Raw genomic sequence first — 12647 nt, 5'->3', positions numbered from 1 at the left:
CCCACCCGCAGTCGCTAACGAACACCACGACGCAGCACGCCCACGCACCCCGCGGCCGCGGGTGGGGGCGCGATGCTGCGCGCCTCGGGTCGTGTCTGTCCTGGGGCGGTCTGCTGAAGGCCTCATTGGATGTTCAGGGCTGCACGGGCACTCCCTTGGCGCGTGGGTTGGGCGGCTTGGAGGGTTAGGCGGCTTGGAGGGTTAGCCAGGATTGCTCTAGTGGGGTGTTCTGGCGGGTGCAGAAGTAGACGCGGCCTGGGTCGCCCCAGTACCAACCGAGGCGGTCGTCCGAGTCGAGTTGGAGGAGGAGGTGCCATTCCTCGACGGCGTGCTGCTCGTCCGGGCTCAGGGACGGGGGCTTGACGGAGTCCAGGGGACGGCCGGTCGAGGCGTAGAGGCAGTCGGGGCCGAGCGGGCGCTGGACGAGGACGGGCCAGCCGCCGAGCTGGTGGGCGGGTGCGTCGTCCGGGCAGGTGTGGCGCGTCCAGGCCGCGTGCAGTTGCGCGTAGACGGCGGCGACGCCGCTGTAGACGGCCTCCAGGCGCTGGACGGCGGGCTCCTGCGGGGACGGTAGGGAAAGGAACGGAGCGGCTCCCAGGGTGGTCTGTGGGTAGGGGCGCGATTCGGGCGGTGGATCCGCGGCGTGGAGGTCGCCGGTGAAGACGCGCCACCCATCGCGCTGTACGGCCTCGTCGCCCCACGGACGCGGGGTCTCGCTCGCGTAGTAGAACGCGGCGCGGCAGGACGGCAGGCCGGGGATGTCGCCGAGGGAGGCGAGGCCGGCGAAGTCGATCGCGCCGAGGAAGTCGAGCGGGCGGCCGTTCCATTCCGGCCACGGCTCGTCCGGTGGCAGCAGCGGGGTGCCGCCGAGGTGGACGGGCACCTCCCCTTCGGCGCCGAGCCGAAGGGCCGGTCTGATCAGCGGCAGCACGGCGGCCGTGGCCTCGGGGGCGAGGAAGACGTCGAACAGGGCGCGGAGCCGGCGGTATTGCGCTGCGATGTTGTCCATGCACGTAGCGTTGCCTGGGTCCGGCCGCGTGTGCAGGTTCCCGCGAAATTGTGGATAACTCATCCGGTCTTGCGGCCCGGGGTCGTCCCGGGCCGCAAGACCGGCTGGCGCACTGAACAGCCGCCGCCAAGCTTCCGGTCAGTGGCCGCGTACGGGTGCATGGTGAAAACGGCGTCGGCGCGGCGGCCGTGCCTCACTCTGCGCCGCCGACGGCGCGCAGCAGGGCGCCGAGGTCGTCGAACCGGTCGACGTGCCGCAGCTTGTCGGGATTGGCGATGGAGTGGATCGTCTGGATCCGGCCGTCGGTGATGCTGAGCGCCGTGACCATGACCAGCCGGTCCTGTGCGTCGGTCGCCACCGCGCCGGGCTGGCCGTTGACCTCGGTGACACGGACGCGGACACCTCGACGCGCCAGTTCGGACATCCCGGCCGACAAGGTCCGGGCCACGTGCCGCCGCCCGTTGACCGGTCGCGCCAGCGCCCCCGGCACCTTGCCGCCGCCGTCGGCGTGCAGCGCCGCGTCCTGCGCCAGCAGCGCCTCCAGCGCTCGCAGGTCGCCCTGCCCGGCGGCGGCGAAGAAGCGCTGAGCCAGCTCCTGTCGCTGCCGCCGAGAGGCGTGGTAGCGCGGCCGGCGTTTCCGGACGTGGTCGCGGGCCCGCGCGACCAGGTGCCGCGTGGTGTCCACATCGGTGCCGAGGATCTCGGCGACCTCCGTATACGGATACTCGAACACCTCGCGCAGCAGGAACGCGGCCCGCTGCTGTGGCGACAAGCTCTCCAGCAGCACCAGGAACGCCAGCGACAGCGAGTCGGCCGTCTCGGCGCGCTCGGCCGGCGTCGGCTCGGTGACCAGCGGTTCCGGTAGCCACTCGCCGACGTAGCGCTCCCGCCGCACCCGTGCCGAGCGAAGATGGTCGATGGCCAGCCGGGTGACCAGCGTGGCGATGTACGCCCGGGGTGAGGCGATCGGCTCGTCCCTCCGCAGCGTCTGGTGCATCCGCAGGAACGCCTCCTGCACCACGTCCTCGGCCTCGCCGACACTGCCGAGCATCTGGTAGGCGATCGCAAAGGCCCGCGGTCGCAGCTCTCCGTACAGATCCGAGGTGGACACGGCCGGGTCACCCCAGTCCCTCGATGAACCCCGTGCGCCAGCTCGGGTACTGCGGCGCCCACCCCAGTTCGCGTTTGGTCTTCTCGCTGGAGATCCCGCGTGCCTGCGTCATCAGGTTCACCGGGCCCTTGCCGGCCAGCCGGCGTACGAGCCAGGCCGGCACGCGGCGCGGCGGTTCGGCGCCCAGCGCGCGGGCCAGTTCCGAGAGCCAGTCGCTCACCGGTGCCGGCTCGTCATCGCCGACGTGGTAGATCCCGGGCCTGCCACGCTCGACGGCCGCGACCGTGGCCGACGCGGCGTCGATGATGTGCACCAGCGACCACACCCCACCGCCGTCGCCGACGATCGGGAACTTCCGCCTGCGGATCTGCGCGGCCATGACGGCGTCCGGTGCGGCGCTGATGCCGGTCCCCGGGCCATAGAACCCACCGTAGCGAAGCGCGATGCCCTCACCCCAGCTGATGCCGGTCACCGCCTCCTCCAGGTGACGCAACGCGTCCACCGACTCCTTGACGTCCGCAGGCGGGTTCGGCTCGATCCGGCCGTTCTCGTCGGCGACCGGCCCGCCGGTGCGCTCCATCCACAGGGCGTTGCTCTGCGCCACGAACTTGCGGACGCCGACGGCGCGCGCGGCGGCCAGCAGGTGGTCGGTGCCTTCGGTGCGCAGCCGGTCGGTGGCGGCCGCCATTCGCTTCACGTGCCGGAAGTCCGCCGGTCCGCTCAGCGCTGTGAGCTGATGGACGATCACCTCTGGCTCGGCCCTGGCCACCACCTCGGCCACCGAGTCGGGGTCGAGCGCGTCGACGATCACCGGTTCAGCGCCGAGCGCGCGCAGCGCGGCGGTCTTGGCGGCCGAGCGGGTCGTGCCGACGACCTCGTGGCCGCGCACCACGAGCTGGGGAATGAGCTGGCCGCCGATCGCACCGGACGCTCCGGCGATGAAGATCTTCATGACGTCTCCGTTCGTTGTTCTCACCAACAGAGACGAGACAGGCCGGCACCCCATGAACGGCAGTAACCCACTTCACAGCACGACCCCTGGGGCCGCCACACCACGGCCGCGCCGTTGGGGGTCGGACGGAGGCCGGGATGACTTCGTCAGCGTTCGAGGGCGGCGGCGAGCTGGAGCAGGAAGCGGTCGACCTCGTGCTCGTCGTAGCCGGGCCCGAGCCGGACGACGCGGAACGCACTTTCCCGGACATCCCGGGCCGTCACCGGCGGGGCGGTGCCGCGCAGACCGGCGATCACGCGCTCGAGGAACGCGTCCACGTCCCGCACGTCGTAGCCAGAGCGCAGGCGGGCACCGGAGAACCGGGCGTTCTGGATCCAGTTGATCAGCCAGCCGGGCTGGGCCCGTGGACGGCCCGGCCGCTCGCCGATCGGCGCCCGGCCCTGGAGCTCCCTGATGCATTCGCGGAGCAACTCGTCCACAGCGCGACGCTCGTAACCGCGCAGGACGACGTCGAAGCGAGTCATGCGCACGTCGTCCACGGAAACCGGCGGACCGCCGTCCAGCGCCTGCGAGACCCGTTTCAGCAGAGCGTCCACCTGGTTCCGGTCATAGCCGCGCATGACCACCGGCAGCCGCGCACCCGTCCTCACCGGCACCGCTCCTCAGCCGTGTCCCCGCGCCCGCACGGACGCCGGACACGCCCGCGGAGCGCTCAGTCCTTGGTCGACGCGGCCAACTGGCCGCAGGCCCCGTCGATCTCCCTGCCCCGAGTGTCGCGCACCGTGACCGGGACACCGTGGGCCTCCAGGCGGCGGACGAACTCGCGCTCGTCCTCGGGCCGTGAGGCGGTCCACTTGGAACCCGGCGTTGGGTTCAACGGGATCAGGTTGACGTGAACGAGATTCCCGCGCAAGAGCCTGCCGAGAAGATCCGCCCGCCACGCCTGGTCGTTGACGTCCTTGATGAGGGCGTACTCGATCGAGACGCGGCGGCCGCTGCGGTCCGCGTAGGCCCAGGCGGCGTCCAGGACCTCGGAGACCTTCCACCGGTTGTTGACCGGCACGAGGTCGTCGCGCAGCTCGTCGTCGGGCGCGTGCAGGGACACCGCCAGGCGGACGGACATGTCCTCCGCGGCGAGCTTCTCCATGGCCGGGACGAGCCCGACGGTGGAGACGGTGACCGATCGCTGGGAGATGCCCAGGCCGGCGGGTGCGGGGTCGGTGATGCGGCGTACCGCGCCTATCACGGCCTTGTAGTTGGCCAGGGGCTCGCCCATGCCCATGAAGACGATGTTGGATACGCGCCCCGGACCGCCTGGGATACGTCCGCGGGCAAGGGCACGCGCCCCTGCAGCGACCTGTTCGACTATCTCGGCCGTCGACAGGTTACGGGTGAGCCCTGCCTGACCGGTCGCGCAGAACGGGCAGTTCATTCCGCACCCCGCCTGGGACGAGACGCACATCGTGGCCCTGTCCGGGTACCGCATCAGCACCGATTCGAACAGGACGCCGTCGAAGGCCTTCCAGACGGTCTTGAGGGTCGTCCCCCCATCGCAGTCCATTTCACGGACCGGGGTCAGCAGCGAGGGAAGCAGCTCAGAGACGAGCCGTTCGCGGAGAGCGGCGGGCAGGTCCGTCATCTTGGACGGGTCGTCGATCAGCCGCGCGAAGTAGTGCCGCGACAGCTGGTCGGCTCTGAACGGCTTCTCCCCCAGCGCGGCGACCGCCTCGCGCCGTTCCTCCGTGGTGAGGTCGGCGAGATGCCTCGGCGGCTTGCCGCGCCTCGGGGCGGCGAAGACGAGCTTCGCCGGGGTCTTCTTGGGCGCGGCGCCGGTCGCGGCGGGCTGGGTGGCAGACATGGTCCTCCAAGTGTCGCAAACACCTGCCCGTGCCTCGTCCGTCTGCGGCCACTCACCTTTACCCGCCGCACGACATTCCTGCACATGACCTTGTCTGCGACTAAGGTCTCGATCATGTCGGTATTGCGCAGGGGTGCGGCCACGGCACGGGGGCCGGCGGCGACGGTCGTCCACACGGCGGCCAGCCCGTACGGCAGCCGGCGGCTCACCGTCGAGACCGACGGCGACGTCACCGCGGCTTACCTGAAGGACGCGCGGGACTCGGTGGTCGGGGCGGTCTGGGTCGCGAACCACCGTGCGGCCCCGTCTGAGCTGGATCGGGCACGGCTGGAGGCGGGACGCGCGCCGCTCCTGCCGGAGTCGCACGTCCGCCATCCCTCGGGACGCGGGGCGCTTGACGGCGAGGCCCTGGAAGTCGTGTGGTTCGAAGAGGGCGACGGGGTGGCCGTCCTGGAGGCGGGCGACCCGCTCTTCGTGATCCCCGGCTGGTCGGACATGGGCCGCGGCATCCCCGGCTATGCCCGGGACGCCACGCGCCAGAGCCCGTTCGCGTTCCCCCTGGACGAGGAGATCGAGGACTTCGGGCCACGCATCGACCAGGCGCGCGAGCACTGGAAGCGGTGCCGTGCCGACGGCTCCTGGGCCGAGTTCCAGCAGTCGGTGCTCGGGCACCTGCTGCAACGGCTCGGCCCGAGTGGCCACTACTGGCACGACGTCGGACGCCAGCTCACCAACGGCAGGCCGGCCGCGGCCCCGACAGTAGGAGTGTCGGAGCGTCCCGCACGAGGCGACCGCGAGTACACCGTTCTCAGCACCGTGGGGATGAGCCGCCAGCGGATGCCCACGGTCGAACTGTACGAGGACGACGTCGCCCCGTACGGGCGGATAGAACTGGCCGTCGCCAGCACCCTGCCCAGCCAGCGGGCAGGGAGCATCTTCCCGTGGTTGGCGCAGTACCCCTGGCGGTCGGTGACCTGGTTCGCGCCTGGAGACGTCGTCAAGTGGTACCACGAGGCCCGCACGTTCCCTCTCGGCAACGGTGAGTCGTCCTGGGAAGGCGTGCTCCTCCTGGACGATCCGAACCGCCTGGCGGGCCCTCAGGGGCCGGCCATGACGGGGCTGACGCTGAACGGCGACGCCGTCCGGTGGCTGTGGCTCGTGCCCATCTCCGCTGAGGAACATCGCTACGCGAAGAGCGAGGGGTCGGACGCGCTCATCCGGCGTCTGGCCCAGCAGGGCCGCTCCTGGGTCGTCTCCTGACGAGACGCCGGGAGCGGCGGCCTAACTCGGGACGAAGAGCTCCAGCAGCAGCCACACGACGGGCGCCGTCGCGACCAGCGAGTCGAGGCGGTCCATCACCCCGCCGTGGCCCGGCAGGAGCGTTCCCATGTCCTTGATGCCCAGATCGCGCTTGACCACCGACTCGACGAGGTCGCCGGCGGTCGCGGTGACGACCGCGGCCAGCCCGATGATCACGCCCTGCCAGACCTGCCCGCCGTCCAGCAACCACCACACCAGCCAGCCGCCGATGAGCATGCAGGTGAGGGCCGAGCCGGTGACGCCCTCCCAGGTCTTCTTCGGGCTGATCGTCGGCGCCAGCTTGTGCTTGCCGAGGAACGACCCAGCGAAGTAGCCGCCGATGTCGCTGGCGACGGTGGCGGCGATGAAGATGACGATGCGGTGGTCGCCGTCGTCCGGGCGCATGAGCAGCGCGACGATCCCGCCCATCAGCACCAGGTAGACCGCCACGAACGAGCCCGCGGCCACGTCCCGGACGTATCCGGCGGCTCCTTCGGTCATCCGCGTCATCAGGAGCGCCAGCACGGTCAGGGACACCGCGGCGATCGTCGCGGTGGGCCCCCACACGTACGCGACGACGGGCGTGCCGACCATGCCCGTCGCGACCGGGATGAACGGGACGCGGATGTCGCGGGTCTTGAAGGCCTCCGTCAGTTCCCGCATGCCGAGGAACAGGAACACGACCATCACGCCAAGGAAGATCTCCTTGACGGTGTAGAGAGAGAGCAGCACGAGCGCGCCGAGCGCGGCGCCCACGCCGATGGCCATCGGGAGGTTGCGGCCCGTCCTGCCGTGGGGCTGGTCGGACCGGTCACCGGCAGTCGCGCCGGCGGAGGGCGGGACGTCCTCCTCGGGGCCGTCCGGTTCCCGCCCCGGGGACGAGTCCACTGCCTCACCGGGGGGTGGGCCGGCCATGTCGACCTCCGGCTCGTCCGGGGAGCCCGAGGGCTCCCCGGCGTCGTCGAGTTCCATCAGACTTCGAGCAGTTCGGCCTTCTTGTGCTCGAGCAGCTCGTCGATCTGCGCCACGTAGCGGTGCGTGGTGTCGTCGAGCTCCTTCTCGGCACGCCTGACCTCGTCCTCGCCGGCCTCGCCGTCCTTGGCGAGCTTGTCGAGGGTGTCCTTGGCGCGGCGCCGGATGTTGCGGATGGAGATCCTGCTGTCCTCCGCCTTCGTCCCGGCCACCTTGATGAACTCCTTGCGCCGTTCCTCCGACAGCTCGGGGAACACGACGCGGATGACGTTGCCGTCGTTGGTGGGGTTCACGCCGAGGTCGCTGTCCCGGATGGCCTTCTCCACCGCCTGCATGGACGACTTGTCGAAGACCTGGACGATGACCATCCGCGGCTCCGGCAGCGTGAACGACGCGAGCTGGTTGATCGGCGTCGGGGTGCCGTAGTACTCGGCGGTGATCTTGTTGAACATCGCGGGGGTGACGCGGCCGGTGCGGATGGCCTGGAAGTCCTCCTTGGCGACCGCGACCGCCTTCTCCATTTTCTCCTCGGCCTCGAGGAGGGTCTCGTCGATCACTGTGACTCCCATGTCATCTGGTCGGCCTTGGTCCTGGAGTGCCGCGACGGGTCCGGCGCGGCCGCGGGCTGGGGTCAGCCCTCCGCCGGGCTGACCAGCGTGCCGATCTTCTCACCCCGGACGGCCCGGACGATGTTGCCCTGCCCCATGAGGTCGAAGACCACGATGGGGAGCGCGTTGTCCATACAGAGGCTGATGGCCGTGGCGTCCATGACCTTCAGGCTCCTCTGTAGAACTTCACCGTAATCCAAACGGTCGAACTTGACCGCGTCTGGATTCTTTCTGGGGTCGGCGTCGTACACACCGTCCACCTGAGTCGCCTTCAGCACCGCCTCCGCACCGATCTCCAGCGCGCGCTGGGCGGCGGTGGTGTCGGTGGAGAAGAACGGCTGGCCGAGGCCCGCGCCGAAGATGACGACGCGGCCCTTCTCCAGGTGCCGGATGGCGCGGCGCGGGATGTAGGGCTCCGCCACCTGGCTCATGGTGATGGCGGTCTGCACACGGGTGTCGAGGCCGAGCTTCTCCAGGAAGTCCTGCAGGGCGAGGCAGTTGATGACGGTGCCGATCATCCCCATGTAGTCGGCGCGTCCGCGGTCCATGCCGCGCTCGGCCATGACGGCGCCGCGGAACATGTTGCCGCCGCCGCACACGACCGCGACCTGCACGCCGTCCCGTACGGCCTCCGCGATGGCCTCGGCGACATGCTGGACGACCTCGGGATCGATGCCGAGCGGGTCCTTTCCGGCGAAGGCCTCGCCCGAGAGCTTCAGCAGCACCCGCCTCCAGCCCGCACGCGGCGCGTGCTGGCCGGACGACGAGGCCGCCGTCGCGCTACTGGTCGTCTTGTCCGGCACGTCGGCGGCCTCCTCGTTGCGTCGCGATATCTCTCGGGTGCCCGTCTCCGGCGCCCTTACGCCTGCCCGACCTTGAACCGGGCGAAGCGGACGACCTTCACGCCGGCCTCGTCGAGGACCTTCGCGATCGTCTTCTTGTTGTCCTTCACGAACGCCTGCTCCACGAGCACGAAGTCGCGGAAGTAGGCGTTCACCCGGCCCTCTACGATCTTCGGGATCGCCTTCTCGGGCTTGCCCTCGTCGCGGGTGAGCTGCTCGGCGAGCGCCCGCTCCTTCTCGACCGCCTCGGCGGGGATCTCCTCGCGGGTGAGGTACTTGGGGGCCATCGCCGCGATCTGCTGGGCGACGTCCTTGGCGACCTCGGGGTTCTCGCCGTCCAGCTCGACCAGCACGCCGGTGGTCGGCGGCAGGGACGGGTCGGACTTGTGCAGGTAGCTCGCCACGTAGGCGCCCTGGAAGTGGGCGAAGCGGCGCAGCTCCAGCTTCTCGCCGATCTTGGCGCTGTTCTCCTCGATCAGGGCCTGGACGGTCGTGCCGGGCTCGATCTCGGCGGTCAGCAGGGCGGGGGCGTCGGCGGCGCCGCTGCCGGCGGCGAACTCGACCAGGCGCTGGGCCAGCTCGATGAACTGCGCGTTCTTGGCGACGAAGTCGGTCTCGCAGTTCAGCTCCAGGAGCGCCCCGTCACCGGAGTTCGCAAAGTGCTCGGCGACCAGGCCGTTGGCGGCGGTGCGCTCGGCGCGCTTGCCGACGTCCTTGGCGCCCTTGAGGCGCAGCAGCTCGGTCGCCTTCTCGAAGTCGCCGTCCGCCTCGGTCAGGGCGTTCTTCACGGCCATCATGCCGGAGCCCGTCAGGTCGCGCAGCCGCTTGACGTCAGCGGCGGTGAAGTTGGCCATCGCTCTCTTCGCTTCTCTCGTCGTTGGTCGTGTGACCCGCGACGGTCCCGGCGGCGCGATGGGGCGCCGCCGGGACCGCGGGATCAAGCCTGCTCGGCCTCGTCGGCCTTCGGGGCCTCGTCGGCCTTCGGGGCCTCGTCGGCCTTCGCGGTCTCGTCGGCCTTCGCGGTCTCGTCGGCCTTCGGAGCGTCATCCGCCTTCGGGGCGTCCGCCGTCGGGGCGTCCGCCGTCGGGGCGTCCGCCGTCGGGGCGTCGTCGGCCTTCTCGGCGTCCGCGCCCTCGGTGGTCGCGGCGGCGTCCGCCGGGGCCTCCGCGGAGGGCTGCGCCTCGTCCGGCTTGAGCAGGTTGCGCTCCCATTCCGCCAGCGGCTCTTCGGAGCCCGCGGCGGCGGCGCCCTCGACCGGCTTCTCGTCGCCGCCGGAGGCGGCGCCCGCACGGGCGATCAGGCCGTCGGCCACGGAGTCGGCGACCACGCGGGTCAGCAGGCTGACGCTGCGGATGGCGTCGTCGTTGCCCGGGACCGGGTAGTCGACCTCGTCGGGGTCGCAGTTGGTGTCGAGGATCGCCACGACCGGGATGCCGAGCTTCTTGGCCTCGTTGACCGCGATGTGCTCCTTCTTGGTGTCCACGATCCAGATGGCGCTCGGAACCTTCGCCATGTCGCGGATACCGCCGAGGGTGCGCTCCAGCTTGTCCTTCTCGCGGCGCAGGCCGAGAAGCTCCTTCTTGGTCATGCCGGAGCCGGCCACGTCGTCGTAGTCGATCTCCTCCAGCTCCTTGAGCCGGGTGAGCCGCTTGTGGACGGTGGAGAAGTTCGTGAGCATGCCGCCCAGCCAGCGCTGGTTGACGTAGGGCATGCCGACCCGGGTGGCCTGCTCGGCGATGGACTCCTGCGCCTGCTTCTTGGTGCCGACGAACAGGATCGTCCCGCCGTGGGCCACCGTGGCCTTGACGAACTCGAACGCGCGGTCGATGTAGGACAGCGACTGCTGGAGGTCGATGATGTAGATGCCGTTGCGCTCGGTGAGGATGAAGCGCTTCATCTTCGGGTTCCACCGGCGGGTCTGGTGGCCGAAGTGGACGCCGCTCTCCAGGAGCTGCCGCATGGTGACGACGGGTGCCATTGCCCGTGCTCTCCTTCTCTGGCCCTGCCGGGCCGCATTTGGTTGTCTGCCTGCGCCCGGGTGCGGTCCCACCGTCGCCGAGGCGACGGACCGAGGGACTGCGCCCCACCATGGTTTCCGGTGGCATGCGGACGCGTGAAATCAGCCGCCGGGATACCTCCAGGCGGCTGTGACCCGTTTCCGAGTCTGGGTCCCGGCCGCTCTGCGAGCGGCTTCCGCCTCCCCGCCCGCGGCGGTTCAACGGCGGCCTGGCCCTGGCCGATGCCCTCTCGGGCACGTTTACAGATTATCAGGGCGCGGAGGTGGCCGGGCCCCATCGGTCCCGGAGGTTATCCACAGTTCGCGGACCCTCTCGCGGCGCCGCCCGCCACCCGGCAGGGTGCGGTGCATGACGTTGCTGACGCTGCTCCTCACCTGCATGATCACCCTCGGATCGCCCGGCCCGGACGCCTGGCGCTGGCCCTTAGGCCCGTCCGCCCCGCCGGTCCTGCGGGGCTTCTCGCCACCGTCCTCCCCATGGGGTGCCGGGCACCGCGGGGTCGACCTCGCGGCGCGCCCGGGCCAGACCGTCCACGCCGCGGGGCCGGGACGCGTCTCGTATGCCCGCGACCTGGCGGGACGCGGCGTCGTCGCGATCGACCACGGCGTCCTGCGCACCACGTACCTGCCCGTCCGTCCCAGCGTCCTGGTGGGACGCCGCGTCGCATCCGGTACCCCCATCGGTGTCCTGGAGGACGGCCGGGTCCACTGCCCCGTGACCTGCCTGCACTGGGGGCTACGCCGTGGCGCCCTCTACCTGAACCCGCTGAACCTGGTCCAACGTCAATTCCGCCTCCTACCCCAGTGGGACCAACCCACCCCCAAACCACGCCCAGCCGAGCCTTCCCCGTCCAGGATGGGCCTACGCGACGCCACCACGGCAACGGGCGGCGCCCTAACGGGGATGGTCCTGGCGTTCGCAATGGCGTTCGTATGGCGCCGCACCCGCCTGCGATTCCGCCTGCACCGCAGACGCCGCCCGCCGCCGGGCGTTATCAACCTCTCCCACCAACGCCACCTACGCCGCGCCCGCTGACCAAAGACGGCCTGCCCGCCGGCCACCCGGCAGGCAGGCCGTCCACCACACCACCCACCCACAGGCCACCGCGCCGACGGCGACCACGAACACACCTCCACCCAACACGCAGGCGACGCCCCTGCACGACAACCCCTACGCCCCCAACAAAGGAGGTCCAGCAAGCCAGATCAGCTCGGGCTCGCTGGGTCGCCAACAAGCCACCCACCACGACAGACCACGGCACGCACGCGAGCCGGACACCAACACCAAGCGGCAGGTCAACGACGACCCGACCCACACCACAATCCGCGGCACAGACGCGGACGGCACCCACGCAAGGCGGTCGGCCGACGCCAAGCGGCAGGCGCAGAGCCCTCGGCACGGACGCATACTGAGCCCCCGACGAGCCGACCCGCACAACAAGACCGCGGTACGCACGCGCGCCGGGCACCGACACCGAAGGACAGGTCAACCACGGCCGACCTTCACGACAGACCGCAGCGCAGACGCGGGCCAGCAGCGACGCAAGGCAGCGGGCCGACGCCAAGTCGGCCAGCGCGAAGGTCCGGCGCGGACGCGTGCTGGGCAGCAACGCGAGGTGGCTGGCCCACGACGAACCGACCCGCACGGCAGACCGCGGCACGCACGCGGGCCGGACAGTGACATGAAAGGCAGCCGAGGACGAGTCGGGCGCATGCCAAGCCGCGACATAGCCGCAGACCGGACATCAACACCAGTCGGCCGACCGACAACAAGCCGACCGGCACGACAGGCCTCGGCGGGGACGCAGACCAGGCACCAACACCACGGCCAGGCCCACGATGAGCCGACCGGCGCGGGCTCGCGCGACAGGCAGCCAGCCGACAGCGAGCCCAGCCCGCCGCCAGGTCGCGAAATGGACGCAGGCTGGACATCAACGTCATACGGCCGAGCGGCACGACAGACCTGGCGCGGACGCGGA

General features: G+C 70.8%; 12 protein-coding genes. 2 read left to right on the top strand and 10 right to left on the bottom strand.

The annotated features are described in order from the left end of the window. Positions 1-184 precede the first annotated feature (184 nt). The 5 genes from K8Z49_RS43090 to rlmN all read right to left on the bottom strand — a co-directional run bounded on the left by K8Z49_RS43090 (position 185) and on the right by rlmN (position 4930). Entirely contained in the window at positions 185-1009 is an 825-nt protein-coding gene (locus K8Z49_RS43090) for a DUF1963 domain-containing protein (RefSeq protein WP_412516862.1), read from the bottom strand. A gap of 193 nt (positions 1010-1202) precedes the next feature. After that, positions 1203-2120, bottom strand: a complete 918-nt coding sequence (locus K8Z49_RS43085) for an RNA polymerase sigma-70 factor (RefSeq protein WP_412516861.1) — start codon at positions 2118-2120, stop codon at positions 1203-1205. Positions 2121-2127: 7 nt separating this feature from the next. After that, positions 2128-3072, bottom strand: coding sequence for an NAD-dependent epimerase/dehydratase family protein (locus K8Z49_RS43080; RefSeq protein WP_412516860.1), 945 nt, complete (start codon positions 3070-3072; stop codon positions 2128-2130). A 146-nt stretch (positions 3073-3218) separates the two neighbouring features. Then, a complete protein-coding gene (locus K8Z49_RS43075) occupies positions 3219-3722 on the bottom strand; it encodes a DivIVA domain-containing protein (protein ID WP_111833554.1) in 504 nt (167 codons plus the stop codon). A gap of 62 nt (positions 3723-3784) precedes the next feature. Further along, on the bottom strand, positions 3785-4930 hold the full coding sequence (rlmN, locus tag K8Z49_RS43070) for a 23S rRNA (adenine(2503)-C(2))-methyltransferase RlmN (RefSeq protein ID WP_021594773.1): 1146 nt from the start codon (positions 4928-4930) through the stop codon (positions 3785-3787). 114 nt (positions 4931-5044) lie between these two features. Here rlmN and K8Z49_RS43065 point away from each other — a divergent pair, with 114 nt between their 5' ends. After that, positions 5045-6190 carry a suppressor of fused domain protein gene (locus K8Z49_RS43065; RefSeq protein WP_052357960.1) on the top strand — a complete coding sequence of 382 codons (1146 nt, stop codon included), beginning with the start codon at positions 5045-5047 and terminating at the stop codon, positions 6188-6190. Between the two features lie 21 nt (positions 6191-6211). On the opposite strand, the gene K8Z49_RS43060 is transcribed toward K8Z49_RS43065, so the two are convergent. The 5 genes from K8Z49_RS43060 to rpsB all read right to left on the bottom strand — a co-directional run bounded on the left by K8Z49_RS43060 (position 6212) and on the right by rpsB (position 10629). Further along, positions 6212-7201 carry a phosphatidate cytidylyltransferase gene (locus K8Z49_RS43060; RefSeq protein ID WP_412516859.1) on the bottom strand — a complete coding sequence of 330 codons (990 nt, stop codon included), beginning with the start codon at positions 7199-7201 and terminating at the stop codon, positions 6212-6214. After that, complete coding sequence (frr, locus tag K8Z49_RS43055; protein ID WP_021594776.1) at positions 7201-7758, bottom strand: ribosome recycling factor; 558 nt, start codon at positions 7756-7758, stop codon at positions 7201-7203. The genes K8Z49_RS43060 and frr overlap by 1 nt, the downstream gene beginning before the upstream one ends. A 74-nt stretch (positions 7759-7832) precedes the next feature. Next, positions 7833-8534 (bottom strand): UMP kinase, encoded by a 702-nt coding sequence (gene pyrH, locus K8Z49_RS43050; RefSeq protein WP_052357961.1) that lies wholly within the window; start codon positions 8532-8534, stop codon positions 7833-7835. A gap of 134 nt (positions 8535-8668) precedes the next feature. After that, positions 8669-9505, bottom strand: a complete 837-nt coding sequence (gene tsf / locus K8Z49_RS43045) for a translation elongation factor Ts (RefSeq protein WP_021594778.1) — start codon at positions 9503-9505, stop codon at positions 8669-8671. A gap of 83 nt (positions 9506-9588) precedes the next feature. Further along, positions 9589-10629: a 30S ribosomal protein S2 gene (rpsB, locus tag K8Z49_RS43040; RefSeq protein ID WP_412516858.1), complete on the bottom strand. Its 1041-nt coding sequence runs from the start codon at positions 10627-10629 to the stop codon at positions 9589-9591. 388 nt (positions 10630-11017) lie between these two features. Between rpsB and K8Z49_RS43035 the strand changes: the two genes are divergently transcribed. Beyond that, on the top strand, positions 11018-11704 hold the full coding sequence (locus K8Z49_RS43035) for a murein hydrolase activator EnvC family protein (protein WP_412516857.1): 687 nt from the start codon (positions 11018-11020) through the stop codon (positions 11702-11704). The last annotated feature ends 943 nt before the right edge of the window (positions 11705-12647 follow it).

Source organism: Actinomadura madurae (assembly GCF_047130825.1).
Lineage (GTDB): Bacteria > Actinomycetota > Actinomycetes > Streptosporangiales > Streptosporangiaceae > Spirillospora > Spirillospora madurae.
This window is presented reverse-complemented; position numbering and strand designations above follow the sequence as displayed.

Excerpts from the sequence above, each read along its gene's own strand:
- rlmN (WP_021594773.1), bottom strand. The coding sequence starts at position 4,930 with ATGTCTGCCACCCAGCCCGCCGCGACCGGCGCCGCGCCCAAGAAGACC.
- K8Z49_RS43090 (WP_412516862.1), bottom strand. The coding sequence starts at position 1,009 with ATGGACAACATCGCAGCGCAATACCGCCGGCTCCGCGCCCTGTTCGAC.
- rpsB (WP_412516858.1), bottom strand. The coding sequence starts at position 10,629 with ATGGCACCCGTCGTCACCATGCGGCAGCTCCTGGAGAGCGGCGTCCAC.
- K8Z49_RS43065 (WP_052357960.1), top strand. The coding sequence starts at position 5,045 with ATGTCGGTATTGCGCAGGGGTGCGGCCACGGCACGGGGGCCGGCGGCG.
- K8Z49_RS43080 (WP_412516860.1), bottom strand. The coding sequence starts at position 3,072 with ATGAAGATCTTCATCGCCGGAGCGTCCGGTGCGATCGGCGGCCAGCTC.
- K8Z49_RS43060 (WP_412516859.1), bottom strand. The coding sequence starts at position 7,201 with ATGGAACTCGACGACGCCGGGGAGCCCTCGGGCTCCCCGGACGAGCCG.
- tsf (WP_021594778.1), bottom strand. The coding sequence starts at position 9,505 with ATGGCCAACTTCACCGCCGCTGACGTCAAGCGGCTGCGCGACCTGACG.
- K8Z49_RS43035 (WP_412516857.1), top strand. The coding sequence starts at position 11,018 with ATGACGTTGCTGACGCTGCTCCTCACCTGCATGATCACCCTCGGATCG.